At 48.9% G+C, this 20,267-nt stretch carries 19 protein-coding genes; 5 read left to right on the forward strand and 14 right to left on the reverse strand.

Translation table 11 applies throughout. From position 1 onward, the window contains the following. Positions 1 to 37: 37 nt before the first annotated feature. The 3 genes from HP548_RS25900 to HP548_RS25910 form a co-directional block, all read right to left on the reverse strand. Positions 38 to 925, reverse strand: a complete 888-nt coding sequence (locus HP548_RS25900) for a hypothetical protein (RefSeq protein WP_175383213.1) — start codon at positions 923 to 925, stop codon at positions 38 to 40. A 142-nt stretch (positions 926 to 1,067) separates the two neighbouring features. Then, a complete protein-coding gene (locus HP548_RS25905) occupies positions 1,068 to 1,721 on the reverse strand; it encodes a YkyA family protein (RefSeq protein WP_175383214.1) in 654 nt (217 codons plus the stop codon). A gap of 41 nt (positions 1,722 to 1,762) precedes the next feature. After that, positions 1,763 to 2,665 (reverse strand): polysaccharide deacetylase family protein, encoded by a 903-nt coding sequence (locus HP548_RS25910; protein WP_343054932.1) that lies wholly within the window; start codon positions 2,663 to 2,665, stop codon positions 1,763 to 1,765. 229 nt (positions 2,666 to 2,894) lie between these two features. Between HP548_RS25910 and HP548_RS25915 the strand changes: the two genes are divergently transcribed. Together HP548_RS25915 and HP548_RS25920 are read left to right on the forward strand one after the other, a co-directional pair. Then, a complete protein-coding gene (locus tag HP548_RS25915) occupies positions 2,895 to 3,839 on the forward strand; it encodes a DMT family transporter (protein WP_175383215.1) in 945 nt (314 codons plus the stop codon). Between the two features lie 99 nt (positions 3,840 to 3,938). Continuing rightward, a complete protein-coding gene (locus tag HP548_RS25920; RefSeq protein WP_175383216.1) occupies positions 3,939 to 4,775 on the forward strand; it encodes a sulfurtransferase in 837 nt (278 codons plus the stop codon). Between the two features lie 62 nt (positions 4,776 to 4,837). On the opposite strand, the gene HP548_RS25925 is transcribed toward HP548_RS25920, so the two are convergent. The 7 genes from HP548_RS25925 to HP548_RS25945 all read right to left on the reverse strand — a co-directional run bounded on the left by HP548_RS25925 (position 4,838) and on the right by HP548_RS25945 (position 9,798). After that, the gene (locus tag HP548_RS25925) at positions 4,838 to 5,425 is read right to left on the reverse strand and encodes an imm11 family protein (protein ID WP_175383217.1); all 588 of its coding nucleotides are present in this window, start codon (positions 5,423 to 5,425) and stop codon (positions 4,838 to 4,840) included. Positions 5,426 to 5,561: 136 nt separating this feature from the next. Next, positions 5,562 to 5,738 carry a hypothetical protein gene (locus HP548_RS33485; protein ID WP_246318209.1) on the reverse strand — a complete coding sequence of 59 codons (177 nt, stop codon included), beginning with the start codon at positions 5,736 to 5,738 and terminating at the stop codon, positions 5,562 to 5,564. Positions 5,739 to 5,788: 50 nt separating this feature from the next. Continuing rightward, positions 5,789 to 6,508, reverse strand: coding sequence for an NAD(P)/FAD-dependent oxidoreductase (locus HP548_RS25930; protein WP_246318210.1), 720 nt, complete (start codon positions 6,506 to 6,508; stop codon positions 5,789 to 5,791). Between the two features lie 170 nt (positions 6,509 to 6,678). After that, entirely contained in the window at positions 6,679 to 6,801 is a 123-nt protein-coding gene (locus tag HP548_RS33775) for a hypothetical protein (RefSeq protein ID WP_256716745.1), read from the reverse strand. 69 nt (positions 6,802 to 6,870) lie between these two features. Further along, a complete protein-coding gene (locus tag HP548_RS25935) occupies positions 6,871 to 8,448 on the reverse strand; it encodes an exosporium glycoprotein BclB-related protein (RefSeq protein ID WP_175383218.1) in 1,578 nt (525 codons plus the stop codon). A 37-nt stretch (positions 8,449 to 8,485) separates the two neighbouring features. Continuing rightward, complete coding sequence (locus tag HP548_RS25940) at positions 8,486 to 8,845, reverse strand: hypothetical protein (RefSeq protein WP_175383219.1); 360 nt, start codon at positions 8,843 to 8,845, stop codon at positions 8,486 to 8,488. A gap of 386 nt (positions 8,846 to 9,231) precedes the next feature. Then, positions 9,232 to 9,798 carry an NAD(P)H-dependent oxidoreductase gene (locus tag HP548_RS25945; protein ID WP_175383220.1) on the reverse strand — a complete coding sequence of 189 codons (567 nt, stop codon included), beginning with the start codon at positions 9,796 to 9,798 and terminating at the stop codon, positions 9,232 to 9,234. Positions 9,799 to 9,996: 198 nt separating this feature from the next. Between HP548_RS25945 and HP548_RS25950 the strand changes: the two genes are divergently transcribed. The 3 genes from HP548_RS25950 (at position 9,997) to HP548_RS25960 (ending at position 12,272) form a co-directional block, all read left to right on the forward strand. Continuing rightward, entirely contained in the window at positions 9,997 to 10,359 is a 363-nt protein-coding gene (locus tag HP548_RS25950; RefSeq protein WP_175383221.1) for a winged helix-turn-helix transcriptional regulator, read from the forward strand. A gap of 44 nt (positions 10,360 to 10,403) precedes the next feature. Further along, the gene (locus tag HP548_RS25955; protein WP_076287992.1) at positions 10,404 to 11,123 is read left to right on the forward strand and encodes an SDR family NAD(P)-dependent oxidoreductase; all 720 of its coding nucleotides are present in this window, start codon (positions 10,404 to 10,406) and stop codon (positions 11,121 to 11,123) included. A gap of 291 nt (positions 11,124 to 11,414) precedes the next feature. Next, positions 11,415 to 12,272, forward strand: a complete 858-nt coding sequence (locus HP548_RS25960) for a type II CAAX endopeptidase family protein (protein ID WP_099859408.1) — start codon at positions 11,415 to 11,417, stop codon at positions 12,270 to 12,272. A gap of 240 nt (positions 12,273 to 12,512) precedes the next feature. On the opposite strand, the gene nagZ is transcribed toward HP548_RS25960, so the two are convergent. The 4 genes from nagZ to HP548_RS25985 are packed head-to-tail and all read right to left on the reverse strand — an operon-like array spanning position 12,513 to position 20,216. Then, on the reverse strand, positions 12,513 to 15,947 hold the full coding sequence (nagZ, locus tag HP548_RS33490) for a beta-N-acetylhexosaminidase (protein WP_246318211.1): 3,435 nt from the start codon (positions 15,945 to 15,947) through the stop codon (positions 12,513 to 12,515). 16 nt (positions 15,948 to 15,963) lie between these two features. Further along, positions 15,964 to 17,121, reverse strand: coding sequence for an N-acetylglucosamine-6-phosphate deacetylase (locus tag HP548_RS25975; RefSeq protein WP_343054933.1), 1,158 nt, complete (start codon positions 17,119 to 17,121; stop codon positions 15,964 to 15,966). Beyond that, the gene (locus tag HP548_RS25980) at positions 17,118 to 17,900 is read right to left on the reverse strand and encodes a glucosamine-6-phosphate deaminase (RefSeq protein WP_175383222.1); all 783 of its coding nucleotides are present in this window, start codon (positions 17,898 to 17,900) and stop codon (positions 17,118 to 17,120) included. Before HP548_RS25980 ends, HP548_RS25975 begins: the two co-directional genes overlap by 4 nt. Before the next feature lie 39 nt (positions 17,901 to 17,939). Next, the gene (locus HP548_RS25985; RefSeq protein WP_175383223.1) at positions 17,940 to 20,216 is read right to left on the reverse strand and encodes an Ig-like domain-containing protein; all 2,277 of its coding nucleotides are present in this window, start codon (positions 20,214 to 20,216) and stop codon (positions 17,940 to 17,942) included. Between the last annotated feature and the right edge of the window lie 51 nt (positions 20,217 to 20,267).

Below are 20,267 nucleotides of genomic sequence, written 5' to 3' on the forward strand. Positions count from 1 at the left end.
CAAACTCACGGCATACATATTTATTATCGAAGCACGCTTACTCGTTCATGATGGAATTGATGGAGGCATAAACCATAGGCAGGAAGCCCTCTGAAGGTTCGCCAACCGGTGCATGGATATGGAAAGCGAAGCCATTGCCATCCAACTCTTTCACGATGAAATACTCCGTTTTCTTATTGTTTTGAGACATCATGAACAATTTTGCCTCTTTCATCGGACCATTGCTAAGCTTTTCCTCACTTAATTGCTTGACCGCTCCGGTTTCTGACAGATCTTTCTTAGCATCCACTTTCAGTTCATTCAGGTTATAATCCGAAGGCAGTTTTTCAATCTCGACCTCGTAATCCGGATCAATCTTCATGGTCAATTCATGATCATCCGCATCGTAAACCATTGGTTCAAACACATATAATGAATACCCTTTGCCTTGAGCCAGTGTAACCGGGCGCTTTTCGGTCATGCCTTCCACGGTCACTTCCAGCTCAGATGTTTTGGCACGATCAGATGTAACATTACCACCTGCATTCGTACCGTTACCATCATTGGACTCGACCTTGGCGATTTCCGTAAGCACCAGCTGTTTAATCGTTGTATCGCCTTGAATGGCTTTCTCTACATATTTGAATTGAACGGAATCTTCATCGTCAATGTCATCCAAAGATTTCTGCAGATCTTCACCCACCTGGAAAGACATCGGTTCCTCTTTCACACGAATTTCAACCGTGTGCGGATCTGCCCATCCGGTCAAAATGCCTTCCGCTTCAATCACAGCACTTTCCTCAGGCTGCTTCCCTGGTGCCGGTGTCTGTTCTTCTGTATTATTCGCGGGTGGTTGAGCAGTAGGGCTACTATTGCCGCAGGCCACAAGCGAGAATCCCATAACCAAAACAAGTAATGATGCACTAATATTCATAGTATTTCGCATATGAACACCTCCGTTAGCTTATACGCAATGATGTTTGTCCATGTTGCCTGACTTGTTAACTTGACAGCTTAGTATTACTTACACGGCTGACCCGTCGCTCAATCATAGAAAGTGTTCAATGCTTCTTTGACACCATGAATACTCAGCCGGCTTGCTCCATTTGCACAAGTTTCGCATTGGCTCCGTTAAAAGCTTTTGTCTGCTTGTTAAACTGCTGTCTTAACTCGGCAACTTTGGCATATTGGCTGTTCCGTTCCCGAATCGCACGTTTGATTTTAACCAAATTGGGCTCCACATTGCCTCTCATCAATGCATATAACTGCTCGTCCGCATCAAGGCTCTGCCTATAGGAGGCAACAAAAGCTTCAAATGACGCAGCTCTTTGCTCATACTGATCCAATACCGTGTGCGCTTGAGCCAGGTTCTCTTCCTTTTCAAAGGATAACTGATCCAACGAAGTTCGCAGCTCTTCCATCTGTTCTTTAGTCCGGCTCATCACTGCTTCAGCTTGTTCCAGCAGTGTTCTTCGCTCGGCAATATGTCCGTCTGCCTGATCGAGCAAGGCCTCCAGATTACTGTTTTTGTTCTTTCCTTTACTCAGTATCGATCCGTATAATTCCATGTCTTCCCGTTCATGATGAACAAGTTCCTTCAGGCTCTGGTTCATCTCCTGATCGGTAAGAATTAATTGATTGACTTGATTTGCCGCAGGTTCCTGTGGCCGACCGCAAGCACTAACAAGCAGAGCCAGCAATATGCTGACCCCGGCCAGAGCTATCTTTTTTCTTTTAAGCACCTCGGGGTGCCTCCTCTCTTGCAACTGCTATGTTGTTATTCTTACAGGCGGGTGTCTGCGCTAAAATTGGATACCCAATGTGCATTCGGATCGTAGACCTCAAACTCATAACCCCGATCTTCGAGCAGTTTCAAAATGCGTGGCAGTGCCTGTACCGTTTGCTCGCGCTCATGCATCAGAATCACTTCCTTATCCCGATGTACACTGCTGCTAACCCGTTCCACGATTTTGTCCGGCTGACCAGGAAGATTCCAGTCGAGGGAGTCGGTGGTCCAATCCCACATTTTGAATCCAGCCGCAGCAATATCGCCCCTGAAGGATTCTCCGATCTGGGGACTACTGCCATACGGAGCACGAATCAGATGCGGCGTAAAACCGATCAGATCCTGGACCATCTTCTGCTCCTTTTTGAACTCCTTCACAAAGTTAGAGGAGCTTCCGCTCTTATACAATTTGTTATAGTTATGTGTCATGCTGTGAAGGCCCGGATAACTGCCCTCTTTGACAAGCCGCTCCACTGCTTCCTTGTGTTGATTCAACTGGCGTCCAATCATGAAAAAAGTTGCTTTTGCCTCATGCTGTTTCAAAATATCCAGCAGTTGATCGGTATATACACTTGGTCCATCATCAAACGTTATGTATGCCAGCTTGCGCACCTGACCCTTGAACCGCGCAGGCTCCTCTTTGGACTCCGGTGTCATTTCAATCATGCCAAGCTTTGTTGGCTGTTCAATCGCAGCTACTGGCGGAGGTGCTACATAATCCTTGATCCAGTGCGTCATGCCAATGAATGCATATGTTAAACCGATAATGAGCAGTGCCAGAAGCGCCAGCGCAGCACTCAGTCTCCCATACCGGATTTTTCTTCTTCCATGCGTCTTGGTTCGGCTTGTTCTATGCGGAATGCCGCCACTCTCTCCCGCTCTCTGTTGTTGAACTCTCACTTCCAGGCCACTTCCTTACTTTCATTTTTTCCCGATTATTGGTACATTATATCGTTTCATGTCTCTATATAGAAGATTAATAGAAAAATGGTCCTGGAGAATGACAGAATAGTTACAAGCCCGGTTACAATCTACTTATCTATTTCTTTTCTTATGCTTTTCCTGCGGATACAATCTCCTGTATAATAAATTGATTTACGCCATTTGACTTCAAGAAGGAGCTACATCCATGACTAGCTTGAACCGTGCCGGCAGATCGATCTTTCTGCTATTCTTTGTCGGCATTATTGCCATTTCGTTTTCTTCCATCTTTGTACGCTGGTCCACAGCCGACGTCGCCGTCATCGCGATGTACCGACTGTTCCTCACCAATCTGCTGATGCTGCCTTTTGTGTGGAAATATCGGCACGAGATGATGCGTTTAAACTTCAGACAGTGGGCTTTACTGCTCGCATCCGGCGTGATGCTTGCACTGCACTTTCTGCTCTGGATGGGATCGCTTCGGCTTACGAGTGTAGCCAGTTCAACGGTCATTCTCGCTTTGGAGCCTATATTAATTCTCGCCGGTTCCGTCTGGCTGTTCAAAGCCAAAATCAATCGCATGATGATCATCGGTATGGGCGTTGCCCTGCTTGGATCGATCGCTATTGGAGCTGGAGATTTCCAGTTGGCAGGCACAGCGCTACGGGGGGATATTCTTTCTTTGCTCGGAACGATCGCTGTGGCGGTACACATGCTGCTTGGACAGTTTTTGCGTGCCGGACTAAGTGCCTTTTCGTATAACTTCTGGGTATTTTTCGTAGCTGCCTGTACGCTTGCGGTATATAATCTGGTTAATGGTCACCCGTTTGGCGGTTATGCGGCTTCTGAGTGGGGAATTTTCCTGTTGCTCGCAATCGTGCCAACCATCTTTGGGCATTATCTCTTCAACTGGCTGCTTCAATATATGAATGCTACGACAGTATCGATGGGGGTACTGGGCGAACCTGTATTTTCCTCACTGCTCGCCTGGGTGCTACTCGGTGAATCCCTCAACGGGCTTCAGATGTCTGCCGGGGTTGTCATTATTTTCGGGGTATGGATCTTCATTCGGTATGGCAAAACCAAACCACAGCCCATTCCCTCAGATGCTCCTGTAGCTGGAAAAGGACCAGTCGAACCTACAGCGGTGTAACTTGCGTTTGTATTAGGATTTTTGTAAAAAACAACTGGGACCTGCATCACGCAGATTCCGGTTGAATCCATCCAACTACATATAAGGCGGTGTGTTTTCATGAAAAATATTGTATCCATGCGCTGGCTGCTCGCCAGAATGTATGAACCAGATGTCGTCATTGCCGATTGCCGATTCCTGCTCGGTCAACCGGATGCCGGAAGACAAGCCTATGAAGCTGGACATATTCCTGGTGCAGTTTATCTCGATCTGGAAAAGGATCTATCCGCTCCTGTATCTACCCACGGAGGACGTCACCCGCTACCAGATCCGGCTGAACTGGCAACTCGTCTCTCCAAAGCAGGCATCGGCTCGAATGCACGTATTATTGCCTACGATGACCAAGGTGGTATGAACGCATCGCGGTTGTGGTGGTTACTTCGTTACCTGGGACATGAACAGGTGTATGTCATGGACGAAGGGCTCTCCGCCTGGCAGAATGCCAAGTTTCCAGTGACTACGGATGTGCCGGTTCAGATTCCAGCTTCGTTTGAGGTGAATGTGCAGTCAGGACTTTTGGCGAGTGTTGAGGATGTGCAGCAAGCATCTGCTGACGGCTCAGCTGTACTAATCGACTCCCGTGATGCTCGCCGCTATGCGGGTCTAGAGGAACCCATTGATGCCAAGGCCGGACATATTCCGGGTGCGGTGAATTATTTTTGGAAAGATGTGTTGGACTGGGATGGACGTTGGACAGATACTGGGGTGTTAGAAGAGCGTTTCAGCAAGCTGGACAAGGATGGCGCGATTATCGTGTATTGTGGCTCCGGTGTGTCCGCCTGCCCGAACGTGATTGCGCTCGAAGAAGCGGGATACATGAATGTGAAGTTGTATTCCGGAAGTTGGTCGGATTGGATTAGTTATGAGGAGAATCCGGTGGCTACCGGGGAAGAATAAGAACTAAGAGCCCGCGTCAAACGCGGGCTTTTTTTGTGCTTTCATTATATCCATGTAGAATTTTAGATGCTTAAATTTCCGACTTCTGTAACGCTCAGATTCAGCTTATGTTTTCGGCATACCTCGTAAAAATCTTTTGAAATAATGGGTTTGAAGATATTTATATAATCCAACATAAAAAATTCATGCTCGCCAATTCGCTCTTCATGAAGGCAAATTTGAGATACAACTTTGACGACTTTACGTGGAGGCTGTTGTACAGATGCAGCAATGACCGCTTTGCGCCCATATTCCGAATTTTCATAATCGAAAACATCCAAACGATCAAGTTGATGTGCAGTCCAATAGGTTTTTTCAACCGAACGACCGTCGTGGTAACACACAGTTGTCGGAATAAACTGTATGTTTGTTTTAGTTCCCTCCAACAGCGCTTTAAAACGATCTGATACGTGTCTCGTTCCTGTAATCGTCTCAAAATAATCTACTTTCAGGTTGCGCACCGTAGACAGTAACTCAACCTCTGCCGTTGTCCCCTCTGGCAGCGGATTCTCTATCGCAACATAATTCATACCTAATTCGGGAGTGAAGGTCGTTCCGCCACTAATAAACCCTCTACGTGGATATTGAGATTCCAGAAAAAAATAGTTCATAGAATGAAGTCTCCTTTCCGAATTAAGTGCTTTTCAATCAATTATACGGGTCAAAAGAATTAAGCAGCTATGCACTATGTAATATGGAGTACATCTGTCATGTGGCGATGTACTCTTTTGTCGTTTTCGTATGGTCCTAAAATCGGGAGAGTCGACAAGGTTCTAATTCAATTCTTGATTCCCGATTGATGATTTCACTTGCAGCCAGACGTGCAATCAGCGGCGCCAGCGTAATTGCAGAATGCATCACGGTTAGAAAAAGTCCTTTTAAGTGATCTTGGAAACCCACAATCGGATAGCCGTCTTCAGGCATAGGTCTCAACCCGACCTTTATGCTTTCCAGTTCCAGGTGATTACCATCTGTCAGACTGCGACGCAACGTGTCGAACGCTCGCTTACCAACCGCCTCTGGTCCGTTTTCCTCCGACTCGTCGATTTCATCTGAATCAGAATGGAAAGCAACGACGTAACCGGCACAGGACAACCTAACGGGTTGCAAAGTTCGGGGACGCCTGCACCTGCGGCCAATACGACGACATCCGACTCTAGAAAACCGTTGGACGTATGCACGCCGACCAAGCGGGAACCTTCTTGCTGAAGCTGTGTAACGTTGGTGCCAAACTGAATTTTTGCTCCGTACGATTGCGCTTTGCTCAACAACAGCTCCGTTACCGCTATAGGGTCCACCGCACCTTCTTCGCTAACAAATATCGCTTCATCCAGATATTCCTTCAGATTCGGCTCCAATGCCTCAAGCTGCTCTCGGTTTAATTTTTGAAAGTGGGGTTGCTCCCTTAGGGGCGGAGTGTCCCAAGTTAGCGCTCCATGCCAATGAATTTCTAGTTCGGATAACTCTTGCTGAAGTGCATGATATTCTTCCAAAGCTGCATCGTATAAATGCCAGTATTCGGGAGCTACCCTATGAGTTGTATGTATCCAGGCAAACGATTTTTCCGTGACGTCACGCGCCGCTGCAGGATACCGTTCAATAACGGTTACATCTTGATTTCGTTTGGCCAGATGATAGGCCATGGATGCCCCGACAATCCCTGCGCCAACAATCACAATTTTTTGTTTAATCAATAATGACTCCTCCGTTTTCACCCTATTGTAACATAGGCGTTATGATACTTAGGTGTTATAACATATGAGCGGAGCTGGAGCGACTCAAATAGTTGTACAGAAAATCCGGGTATTGTTGAAGAGGACTAACTGGAGGTAAAGCAAGTACGCTAGCCAATAATGTTGCAATTTCAATCCACTGTCGTATCCTTCCAATTGACTGCAATACGAATTAGGATGGACAGGATGCACACCGTATACCAGACGGAGCCTGCAATCTGAACTAATGTACTATACTCTACTGATGCGCTCACATTTAGACAGGGACCTCTCCGCCATGATCGGCAAGGGGTCCCTGTTTCTGGACTTGATATAAAGCGAAATTAAGTGATGGTAAGACTTCCGCTTGCATATCCGGCTATGGTTGAAGCCACATCAATTCCGGCTGTTACTGATGCTGAGAAGACCATAAGCAGGCGGTCACCGGCGGCTACTGGAATACTCAGTCCTGTGGTCAATCCGCTAGATATTGTACCCAGTGACAAAATGCCGGTCAGTGGTGGAGCCAAGGTTACCACTGCACCCGGTACAGCCGTAAAGGAGTTATTAGGTGTAGTCGAATGGTATAATTGTGCAGTAATGGTTACCGTAGATCCAACCAAGCTAAGCCCAGCTGTTGTACTGAAATAAGCGGCCAGTGAAGTAATCGTTCCTGCACGCGATGCCGAGAAAGCAAAGTTAAGCAAGGTGCCTGCAGCGCCTGTGAGATCAATAATCCCTCCGTTAACACTTATTCCTGTAGCATTGTTGCCAAATCCAACTAAACTGGAGGTATTCAAAAGTCCGCCTAATACCGTAGTCAACGCAACAGGCAGTCCTGATGCGTAAGGTATGATCGCTCCAGAACCTGCTGCCCCTGTAGCTCCGGTTGCCCCTGCTGTACCTGTCGCTCCCGTAGCTCCCGTTGTACCTGGTGTGCCTGTTGCTCCCGTTACTCCAGTTGTACCTGGTGTACCTGTCGCTCCCGTTACCCCAGTTGTACCCGGTGTGCCTGTCGCTCCCGTTACCCCAGTTGTACCCGGTGTGCCTGTCGCTCCCGTTACCCCAGTTGTACCCGGTGTGCCTGTCGCTCCCGTTACTCCGGTTGTACCCGGTGTGCCTGTCGCTCCCGTTACTCCCGTTGTACCTGGTGTGCCTGTTGCTCCCGTTACTCCGGTTGTACCCGGTGTGCCTGTCACTCCCGTTACTCCCGTTGTACCTGGTGTGCCTGTTGCTCCCGTTACTCCCGTTGTACCTGGTGTGCCTGTTGCTCCCGTTACTCCCGTTGTACCTGGTGTACCTGTCGCTCCCGTTACCCCAGTTGTACCCGGTGTGCCTGTCGCTCCCGTTACTCCGGTTGTACCTGGTGTGCCTGTTGCTCCCGTTACTCCCGTTTCGCCTGGTGTACCTGTTGCCCCCGTTACTCCGGTTGCACCTGGTGTGCCTGTTGCTCCCGTAGCTCCAGTTACACCTGGTATGCCTGTTGCTCCCGTTATACCGGTTGCACCTGGTGTGCCTGTTGCTCCCGTAGCTCCGGTTGTGCCTGTAGCTCCAGTGCTGCTTGGGATTTCACCCAGTAATTCCGAAGAAACTAAACGATGGGCTGTTACCAAAGAGCCTGTGCTGCTCTTACCCCACACTGATACTTGAACAGGATCATCAACCATAGCTGTTGTTGTGAAAGTAAACTCGAAGGCATCAAAATTGGCATAGTAGCTGTTGGTTATCACTTGATTTGGTGCGATGTCAAAAGATTCACTGACATACAAAATCCTCAATCCACCACTCATGTAATACCCTTGTATCTGTATAGTTGAGGCTGTCACATCGCTGCGGTTATCCATTCTGACAGTAACTGACTGAGTCGGTCTAACACCACTAACAGAATTATTTTCTAACGGCCCTGTTGATAAAAAGCTCATCGTTACTCTCCCCTTTCTTTTGAGTAGATTTTATCTGCTAGATGTTTTTAACTGTTTTTTCGTGCTCCACCACCCGGTGTGCATCTACCAATTGTCCCGACGCTTGTTTACCCCATACTGAGATCCCTACTTCTTCCGCACCTTCTGTACTGGTTTCAAAAACAAACTCAAAAGCATCTAAGTCTGCAAAATAATTTCTGGTCAGTGCTTCGTTAGGTGCAATACTGATCATTTCACTCACATACAGCGTTCTTGTTGTGCTTAGCACATACCCCTGAACGGATACTGTTACAGAATCAAGAGCAGTTCGACTTACCAATCTAATTGTTACCTGTTGTGTCGGTCTAACACCAGAAACCGGATTGTTTTCGATCGGCCCAGTTGATAAAATAGCCATCTTCCCCATCCCACCTTTTTATGAACCTCTTACTCTCTTAAGCTCACATGAATAATAATATTCAAACATTAAAGCAACGGTGTGGACAAAAGACAGGCGTCAATTCACCATTATTCATAAGGCATATAAGGTTTCGACAAGAAACAATATGAATTTCTTAGTCTTGCGTTTTAGAAATCCTTTAAACTTGATAATACAGCTTCTATGAAAGTGGTTGAAAATGCTGGAATTCATATGTATTTCAAGGGGCTATAACGAATAGGAAAAAGGCTGTCCCAAAAGTCATGCTTATGACTTTTGGGACAGCCCCTTTCATGGTTATTTTGGTCTAATGAAGCTGGCACACGTTATTCGCTCCCATGTGCAACGTTGCGAAATGTAACGATTCACAGAGAAGTTATTTCATCGACTGTATCGCTTTTCAGGCTCTGATACTCATAGATATAACGGATATAATTTTGTGCGCTTTGGTTAATTTCTGCATCAGTAGCTTGGAATGAGGCACCAAAGACTGCAAAATACGGTAACGCTACGGCGCCAACATGATTTATGCTGGCTTTGAAGGGGGTCACTACCTCATCTACGGTAAAGGACACTGAACCATCCCTCGTGTAATTTTCCTTCTTATCACCAATGGATATAGCCAAGCCCATCTTTTTCCCATGCAGTTTGTTACCTGTTGATCCGTACGCCCATCCGTAAGTAAAAACATCATCTAACCACTTTTTCAACAAAGGTGGATAGCTATACCAATATAACGGAAACTGCAAAATAATATGATCATATGCTTCGAGTAACTTCTGTTCTCTGGACACATCGATGTTCCAATCAGGATAGGCTTTATAAATCTCATGAATTGTAATATCAGAGTGTTGCAACAACTTCTTTTTTAAGCGTTGATTTACTCTTGAAACCTCTATATTGGGATGCGCCAGAATGACGAGTGTTTTCATGATTAACATTCCTTTCGCGGTTCAGCTATAGGCTTTTTTTGAATATGGCCATTATCATATAAGCCTGAAAAAAAGAAAATACACACCCGAAAGTAAGATGGTTACTTCAAAGTGTGTATGGACTTCATCAGCCATATTGTGAGAAAATGAATAGTTAGACCACATCAATAAGATGTAACATGAACGAGGTGATATGTCATGAAGCAATATAACCTGGGAATCGAAGCGACACTCGAAATTATTGGCGGCAAATGGAAAGCGCTAATCATATGTTTATTAATGTCTGGTGTGAAAAGGACAGGCGAGTTACAGCGCAGTATAGACGGTATCTCGCAAAAGGTCCTGATCCAGCAATTACGCGAGCTTGAAAGAGACGGCCTTGTCAGAAGGCATGTTTACCAACAGATGCCGCCCAAAGTCGAATACAGTCTTACAGAGTATGGAGTAACCGCCAACAAGATCGTGGATGTGATGTGCACATGGGGGCGGGAAAATATAGCATTAAGGCAACAACAAGGAGAAGACATTATACTATTGGAAAATAAAGAGCCTGCTTTTTGAGCTGGAATCTTTAGCCGACACTTTGAGAAGAAGGAGCACTTAAATTGAAAAACTATCTTGTATTCGGTGCTAGCAAAGGATTAGGAGATGCATTTGTCAGGGGTGTACCTGAGCAAGGTGATAAAGTCTGGGTCGTGTCTCGCACGAAACCTGATAACTTGAAACTAGACGATGGAGTAGAACGCATATGGATACAGGCAGATCTGTCTAAGCTCCATGCATCCGAACAGATCTGCGATGCGCTTCAGAACGAGACTTTGGATGTTCTCATTTACAATGTGGGCATTTGGGAAAAAGAGGGTTTCGAGGACCATTATACGTTCGATAATGACACCCCCGCCGACATCAGTAATCTGATTCATGTGAATGTAACATCTGCTATTGTAAGCATTCAGGCATTATTGCCCCACCTTAGGAAATCAACAGCAGGCAAAATCATTCTTATTGGCTCGACTGCGGGTCTGAGCAATGCGAACAGTACTCAGGTATCTTTTGTGGCCTCCAAATTTGCCATTCGTGGGGTTACAGAAGCCTTGAGAGAACATACAAGAAAAGACCGAATCGCGGTTACGTGTATCAACCCGGGAGAACTCGCAGCCGAAGTTCCATATAAAGATGGCATTGACCGCGCTCTTTCCGAATATAATGGTACACGCATCCCTCTTCAGGACATGGTTTCTATCGTAAAATGCATCGTCAGCCTGTCCAATGCAGCCTGTGTAAAAGAAATTAATATTCCGGCAATTACGGATTTGAACGCTTAATTAAGATTCAAAACGGATTAATAAAACTCCGTGACAACCAGAGACAAACAAACATTAAGAGCGCGTTTGAAACGTGCTCTTTGTGCTGCAATAAGGTAGTTAACATTTTATAAAATGGACTAAAAGATGCTTAAATTCACTTCATTTAAAAAAAACGTCACTATACTTTAGTCCTGTCCTTACTGGGCTAGGGTCTTGGACAAAGACTGGGCTTGAGTTTGTTCTGATTATGGTAAATCCACTGCTATACTGCAAAGCGATATACATATTTTGATAAAAGGAGCTATCACAATGAGAACAAATTTCAGCACCATGCCCAGCACGAGATCAGAGGAGGAAAAAGTCCAAAAAGCCAGGCGAGGACTGCTCGTTTTCTTTGCCGTGCTCATCCCTCTCTCCATCCTTAGTTATGTACTGATCATGAAAGCACCGATTTTCGGTCTGCTTCTCATGTGGACACCCGGCTTGTCCTCTATCTTCGCCCGTGTAGTACTTCGCGAAGGCATCTCGGATATTTCCTTGCGGTTTGGTGGGAAGCAGACAGTGAAGTCATTGCCTTTCATCTTGCTTTTTCCAGTTGTTATTGGTTTATTTGCTTATGGAATCGCATGGATTACGGGGCTAGTTCAGTATGTTACACCGGACTCATTCATTGAAGGCCCATCTGGTGTTATCCTTGCAGGAACAATACTTTTTCAAATGTTTGTGGGTACTGCAATCGGTATAATCAGCAGTTCAGGAGAGGAGCTCGGCTGGAGGGGCTATATGCTCACTCGACTAATCGACGCCCGTATACCCAGACCCGTGCTGACGAGCGGAATTATTTGGGGTGTCTGGCACCTTCCCGTAATGCTTTTTGCGGATTATTATTCCGGTCCGTATCCTGCCTTATCGGTTATCCTGTTTATGATTTCAGTGACCTCGTTCAGTTATCTGATCAGCCGCTTGCGCTTAACAACGGGCAGCATATGGCCTGCAATTCTCCTCCATGCATGTTGGAATGCCGTGATCCAGGATGCCTTTGATATATCTTCCAGTGGCAAAAACGTTCTGCTATGGACTGGAGAATCCGGAATATTAGTGGCTCTCGCCTTGCTGATTGCAGCATGGATGATGTCGAGAAAGCCTCTTGTCATAAGACAGCTATAAGAAAAAATCTCTGAATCCAAATTCGGAGCAATGATGAAAATATGTTTTAAGGAAAAACATCCAACTTAAGAATGACAAAAGCCCGCAACGTAGCGGGCTTTTCGGTTTTTCATCCTTTATCGTTTATCTTTGACTTTCAGACTAGATCGCTTGTAAGTATGAATACTGGCAAAGTACATGCGAGCTTTTGTGCTTTTAGATATGTTTCATTTCCCTATTGAACAGCTCATCACTGACAAGTCACTTTGATGCTGTCATGCATTCCACCAGTGCCCGCAGTGAATAATCGGAGGTTGAACATAACAGAATGCATCCGGCTGTCTGTGGCAGTGCGGCGTCATCATAGGGATTGCGCAGCACCAGATTCAGCAATGGCTTAACCGCAGCCAAGGCCTCCGCCAGTTCCAGCTGACCTGTGAATAGATGGGCATTAAGGGTGCCCTGGATAACGACATCCGCATCAGCAGCTTGCTGTATCAGGGACTTTATCTGTTCGGCATCGGGCTTCATCGCGCAGTAGCACGTCTGCACAGCCAAGCCTTCATCCTTCAATTGGGAGGCTAACCTGATTTCCGCAGAACCGCTATTATCGGCCTGAGTCAGCTGCTCCTGCTGCGGCAGTATCAGCAAATATTTCAGCGAATCCTTGAGTGGCAGCAAACCCTGCGGGTCTCGGCTAACTTTCACAGTCATACGAGCCAGCTTCAGTGCCGCCTCTCCCCACTGCTCTATGGGAATCGGCTGTGCAGACGCCTGGTACATCCGGAATTGGTCATGCAGCTGCCGAATACGAAGAACCGACTCGTCGATTCGCGACTCGTGAATGCGCCCATCCCTTACAGCGGCCAGAATACCCGCGATGACCCGGCTCTGAAACTCCGGCGTATGGCACATCAGGATCATATCGTTCCCCGCCTGAACAGCCAGCACACCCACGTCTTCCGGGCTGAAATTTTTGCGAATTGCCCCCATTTCTATGTCATCGGTACAGATCACCCCCGTAAAGCCCAACTGTTTCCGCAGCAGTTCCGTGGCAAAAAAACGACTGAGTGAGGCTGGAAGTCCGCCGGATTCCGGAATGTTAGGAAACACCAGATGCCCCATCATGATTGAATCCGCCCCGGCTTGAATTGCCTCAACAAATGGAAGCAATGGCCCCTCCATCAACTGTTCAATCGTCAGTTCACATTCGGGCAGAACAATATGCGAGTCTCCGCTCACTTGCCCATGGCCGGGAAAATGCTTTGCCGTCACGGCCACTCCCGCTTCATGCATCCCCTGAATATAGGCGCGGCCGAATTGGGCCACCAGCTGCGGGTCCTCTCCAAAGGAGCGAACACCCACAACCGGATTATCTATATGCGTGTTCACATCCAGCACTGGTGCCCAGTTCATGGGAATACCAAGCGAGTGCAGCTCACTGCCGATGATTTTACCGAGCAAAAGAGCGGCTTCCGGATCTTCACTTAACCCGACTGCCCGGTTGCCAGGGACATAGGGAAAAAAGGACTTAAACTTGGACAAGGTGCCGCCCTCTTCATCTACCGAAACATAATAAGGCAAAAGGCTCCCGATATCTTCGGCTATGTTCTTTACTTCTGCAAGTAGCGCATGTGTCTGCTGCTCGCTCTCAATATTATGGGGAAAGATGCCGATGCCCCCAAATCGGTGCTGTGCCATTCTGCCGCGAAACTCCGGCTCGGCCCGAGTCGATGGTGTGCCTACTACGCACATCAGGGCTATTTTGTCTTCCAGACTCATTGCCGTCAGATCAGTTTGTGTATGGATCGCGTTCAGACCCAGTTCTTGATAGAGCGTGCGCTCCAGATAATCATGCAGATAGAACCTCGATTTCACAAAGTGCTCCGCCATATCAGAGGGCTGGTAACGCTCCAGCGCAGCCTTCATCCGAGGTAGGACCCCCTCACGCCCGCGGCGGTTTCTCGTATAATTGTTATGGAGTGAGCGCCACTCCGCATCGTCTCCGGGATACAGCTCCCAGCGGTAAGCATACTTATGGATCGCCCGTGAACGATCTGTCGCCACCTCAAAATCATGCATGATTGCAATCAGTTCCGCTTCTTCCCTGTGCTCCCGCACTTCGTCCATCAGCTTCCAGATCACATCATAATAATCCTCTACCCTATAATTGCCGAGAAGGTTGTGTCCGGTAACAGAATCAATGCCATGAAACCGTTCCAGAAATCGGTCGATGAAGGTGGTGGTATTCGCCTTTCGGTTCCAGGCCAAATCCGCGTGCAGCAGCATGGGGTACCAGGTTGTTTCGAAAATACCATATGGAACACCGAGGCTGAAAGGCCCCGTCCAGTTGGTAGCAACTACACAGCCAAGATTCAGTTTGTCGGCCGTCTCTGCCCACTGAAGCAAGTTGTCTGTCCGGTTCAGCAGTACCGGATAATTCTGATGTTCTGCCCAATCAAAGCTGCGGACTGCTGGCGCCCCCATAACTTCAATGCCGAGCGCCCTGAATTTATTGGCATGCGAAGTAACTTCCGCTTCGATATTGCGCCCGTTGTAGATCCAGATCATGGCGACACTTCGCCGATCCAGCTTAGCCAGTTCCTCTGGCGGGCATTTATCCAGCATGTCATGCCAGAAAATCGGCTGCTTTCCCCGTTCTGCCGTAAATGCAATCAGACGGTTCAAAAAGGCGATAAAAGCTCGTTCCCGCACGCCTCCAAACTCGATTTTGCAGCGTTCGCACTCGCATAGGCTGTAGACCTCGTCACACCCGAGGTGAATATAACGCGAATCCGGGTGGGCGTCGATCATCTCTTCGAGTAAAGTGGTTATCAACCCAAAGGTTTCCGGATGCGATGGGCAGATCTCCCCGGTGGACTGCTCTGTCTCGCGAAGATGCCGCCAACCTTCGTGGCGTAATACATATTCCAGATGTCCAAAGCTCTGCTGGAGCGGAATAATCTCTATAAAGTGATCGTGGGCGCTCCGCTTCAATTCTTCCAGCTGTGAACGACTTAACGCATGTTTTGGATGTGCGAACTCGGGATGCGACTGAAATGGGAACTTATCCTCATATTCAATCAAAATCGCGTTCGTCTTATAACGGGCGAATTCAGCCAAATACTTCGTCAACAGTTCCGGCTTGGAGAACGTCTGACGCAGGTCAAAGTTCATTGCCCGCATAGGTGTATCCGGCCAGTCGGTTATGGACACCGCCGGGATAACCCCATCGGGTCCATTCAGTTGTACCAATGTCTGCAATCCATAAAATAGACCCGCCGCATCCAGTGCGTAGACTTCAGCCCTTCCGGCCGACACCTCCAGCTTATACCCTTGTGGACGTCCGTCCAACCCAGTCAGATCCGTTCTGTCTTGTTGAATAAACGAACTGAAACTAGGGATGGTCGGGCTCTTCTGTTGTGTTCCCAGGACTTCATGAATGGCAGGGGCTCCATGTTCCTCATCGACTACCTGCTGCGTTTCCTGCCCTGAGAGACTTTCGATTATTAACAAATATCCCTTTTCTATTCTGGAGCATGTATATTCCATCCCCGGAAATGCCCGGCGACAATGAATTTCCAATCTGGGATCATCCTGTTCCATGAAAAGACTCCATCTTTCCTCGCCATTCAGTCGCAAGGCTTCTCCTTCGCTCGCTGCAATCTGCTTCGGTTGTGGTATCAAGCTCTGCATCGCTCTCCTCCTATTCTCAGCTCTGTGGACTGATCCGGCCATTCTTCCAGCACTGCAAGACACTTAACTTTCCACCATCCATGTTGAAGCTAACGATATCGGCGGGTGCTCCGACCTCAAGGCCAGCAGCCTGTTCAAGCCCAAGCAGCCGGGCCGGATGCACCGATGCACAGTCCCAGGCATCGGGAAGCCCGGACAACCCCGCTTCCACAAGATACCCCACCTGATCCGGAAGCATCATCGCCGAGCCAGCCAACAGCTCCGGCTGGCCGGCAAGGTGCAGCCGACCTTCCGCCGTCAATACCACATCTCCACCGATATGCAGGTGGTAGGAACCTGGTGGCATACCGCTCAACGAGACGGCATCGCTGACAAGAATGGCGCGGTTCCGTTTCATCCGAAGAATTACAGCCAGCACAGACAGCGGAAGATGATGACCATCCGCTATCATGCACCCATACAGCTCATCGGCTGCCAGCTGCTCCCACAGATAGTTCGGATGACGAGGAAGCATCAGGTGTGCACCATTACCAAGATGTGTAGACATCAATGCTCCTGCGGAGACCGCTTCCCTGATCTGCTCTGGCGTTGCTGCCGTATGTCCAATCGAGACAAGAATGCCGGATTCACAGCACCGGGCAATAAATGAAGCTGAACCAGGCCACTCCGGGGAAAGGGTAATGATGCGAATTAATCCATCGGCGGCATCCTGCCAACGGCTGAGCGCCTCCCAATCAGGGGGAACAATATGCTGCTTTGGGTGGGCGCCGCGTGGGCCATCCTCCGGCGAGAGGAATGGACCTTCCAGATGAATGCCCACAATTCCCTCGGCCGCATCCCGGTTCAGCCGAACGGCTTTTGCAATGACGGAGGCCGCCTCAGCCAACCTTACGGAACTGTTCGTAATCAACGTCGGGCAAAAGCTTGTAACACCTTGGCTTTTCAGCTTCCGGGTCAGCTGCACTACCGTATCTGGACATAGCGGGGCTGTGTTCAGATCCAGCCCCCATCCGCCGTTCACCTGTAAATCCACCAGTCCAGGCGCAAGCCAGGGCAGGCAATCTCCGGGAGGCGACATTTCAAGTTCAGTAACAGCAGTGATACGTCCCTCTCTGATCCCGACCTCAATGGGCAGCCCTGTTCTGTAGTGCTTCCCGATCATTGACACGCTCACAGGCCGTAGGCTTCCCGGTCTGTGAACATCGTGATTCCGGGATGTGTACGCAGGATAGTGGCAGGACATGCCGTGCTGATCGGATCATGTAAAGCTGCCGCAAGTGCACGCCGCTTGGATGCTCCCGGTACAATTGCGAACAGCTCCCTTCCAGCCATCAACGTTGGCACAGTCAGGGTCAACGCCTCCGCAGGCACATCTTCCAGATGGGCAAAGCACCCATCGTTCACCTGCTGACGGCGACAAGCTTCGTCCAGTTTTACCGCTTTGACGATTCTCGAATCTTCAAAATCGGCAACAGGCGGATCATTGAAGGCGATATGCCCATTCTCTCCGATACCGAGGCAGACGATATCAATAGGAGCCGCACGTAGCAGGTCTCCATATCTCTGACACTCCTGCTCCACATCTTGTAGCCCATCCAACAGCTCCACCCGCCCAGGCTGCACCCGACTGAACAGCCGATCCGTTAAATATTGACCAAATCGCTGGGGAGCCTTTGGCGGCAGATACATATATTCATCCATATGAAAGGCACAGACCCTTGACCAATCGATACCTTGCTCCCGTACCAGACCTTCATACAATTCGTTTTGCGAAGGAGCAGCAGCGAACACCATGCGTACCTGACGCTCCGAATCCTGAAGCAGCTGTCTTAATCTGGCCCCAACCGCAGCCGCAGCCGCTGCTCCCATCTGATTCCGATCAGTATAAACCTGCACAGACATATGCTCAACGTTATGAGTCTTGAGCGGTTCCACCAAGTCATTCACATTCATGTGCTTCCTCCTCCTTCAAGCCACTTCTCGTCTGCTTGTTTAATTGCCGGCATTCAACATCAGCAGCGTTGTATGCGGCGAATCATGACCTGCTGCGTAGTAATAGCCATTGTAACGGATTCTCCGCGGTTCAAAACCAACCTGTCTGCCCGGTCCCACCGCTTCCGAGACAAGCGCCACACTCCCATCCATTCCTGTTGTCCCGCTGGTGTAACGCCCCGCCGAATAAGTAAATCTCCCCTCGACTTTCGCCCCCGAAATTATTGCGCCTGTATCATAATCTCTGACCTTCATGGTGACGGATACCCCTGATCCGCCATAGACCAGATTCATGTCCGTTACAATCAATGCCTTCAATGCGGTGCTGCCAGTGGTCGCCGACACTTCATCGGTGAGAGGCCCGATATTGCCACGCAGATCACGCGCCGCAATACGATAGTAGTATGTCGTATCCGGCAGCAGTCCCTTGTCCTGGTAATTCAGGGCGCGGGCGAGTCCAACGATATCCGCAGCGACAGGCGTGAACCCCTGCACGGTACTTCGGTATATCACATAGCGTTCCACTTCCATGTTATCCGAAGCCATTCCATAATTCAGATGTACAGTCTGATAATCAGTCGCCTCAATGGAAGGAACCCCTGAAAGGGCGGAAGGAGCTTCCTGATCATCCGGCGCTGTCCAAACTACACCGCCCGGCCCCCAATAAGAAGGAAGTGCCCGGTAGGAATCATAGTGATGGACGGCAATACCGCCAAAGGCGCTGCTCTGCCCGTAAGCTGCATATACCTTATCCAGCTCGGCTTCCATGTGGGTACGCCCCTCCTCCCAGAAGGTAATGGTCTCCGGGTCTCCGCTATTGGCGATATCCAGCGTTTCCACACCAATCACCACGGAATTCGGCTTACCGATCTGATCCGCATAAGCCAGCTCTCCAGCAGCCCCGGCAATAATGCCAGCGGAGCCATCCGCCGTATCCCGATAATCCATAATGGAGATATAATCAGAGATATCCTGAACATGCTCAGACAGCCATTTGTTGGAGCCATTCCATGAAATATTCGCTGCTTGATCCGATGTGTCATACCACTTGGGAACAGCAGGACCGAACGGAAGCCAAATACCTGCGGTATCCCGGCGATCAATCATCTTTTGCAGGCCATCCAGGTATTCCTTCTGCAGGAAATGACTTGGGTCTTTAAAGTCGGGAGAGATATAAGGCTCAATATCCACATTGATTCCGTCAAACTTCTCCGTATCCCCCGCTGCAAGATTGTAATTGATCACCTGCTCCATTTCCTGCACAGCATGATGGTGATACTTCTCGTAAGCGCCCATATAGGCCGGCGTAGTGCCGCCTGCAATTAACGCATGCACCTGCAAATTTTTGCTGTGCGCCCAACTCACGAAAGAACGCAACTCGACTTCCTGCGCTTCCAGTGCATCGTATCCGGCATAACCGCCTACTGCAAGATAAAGCGTCTGGACCGGTGTTTGGCCGAATGTCTGCGTATCGGTGATGAATGACTCCAGCACCTGGCGCGATCCAGGGTTGAGCAGCAGCTTATAGCTTTCCGGTTCCCAGATCCACATAGCGCGCTCCTGTACAGGAAGAGGTACGGCAGTCTCATGCGTCCCGGTTCCAACCTGAGCATACACCGTCGGGCTATAACCATAACGCTCCGGTGCGCTGGCCGCTCTGGCCTCAAGACTGACCGTGCGATCGCCAAGTCCCGCCGTGTCCCAGGTGTATACATATGCAGGACCTTGCTGAACAGCTTCCTCCCATGGCCCGCGGTTCACCCGAACCTCTACCAGCATGATCGGAAGTGGAGAGCTGGTCTCGACAGAGATCTCCACCTGGCCGCTAAGAGAAACGCCCTCAGATGGTCCAGTGATGGTTACTACAGGAACAGCACCTGCCGGGTTATTAACGGTAAGGACGGCAGCCGCTCCCCATACCCCGTAACGGGTGGACGTATCCAGTCCACGAACCACCAGTTCCACGGTCCCGTTATAAGCTGAGGTATCCAGCATATAAGACCATGTGCCGCTGTCATCCCCATCCGGATCATTTAATACCACTTCGAATTGAGCCGTTCCGTCCACAAATAGTCGAATGTCATACAAGTCGGTATAACTGCCCCCAATTTCCACCAGCCCTCCATCCGACACATACCCGCCCGCAGGCGCGTCCAGTGAAATTGAACCCGCCGCTTCTGCCTTGCCAGGGACAGCTATTCCAATCGTCACCATACAGATCAACAGAAACAATCCCAGTTTGAATCCGGAGTACACACGCAGATGCTGCTTTTTCATAAGCGAAGCCTCCTTTTGCCATTCTGTAATGGTCTAGGATTCCTGTGCCGT

Source organism: Paenibacillus taichungensis (assembly GCF_013359905.1).
In the GTDB taxonomy this organism is placed as follows: domain Bacteria; phylum Bacillota; class Bacilli; order Paenibacillales; family Paenibacillaceae; genus Paenibacillus; species Paenibacillus taichungensis.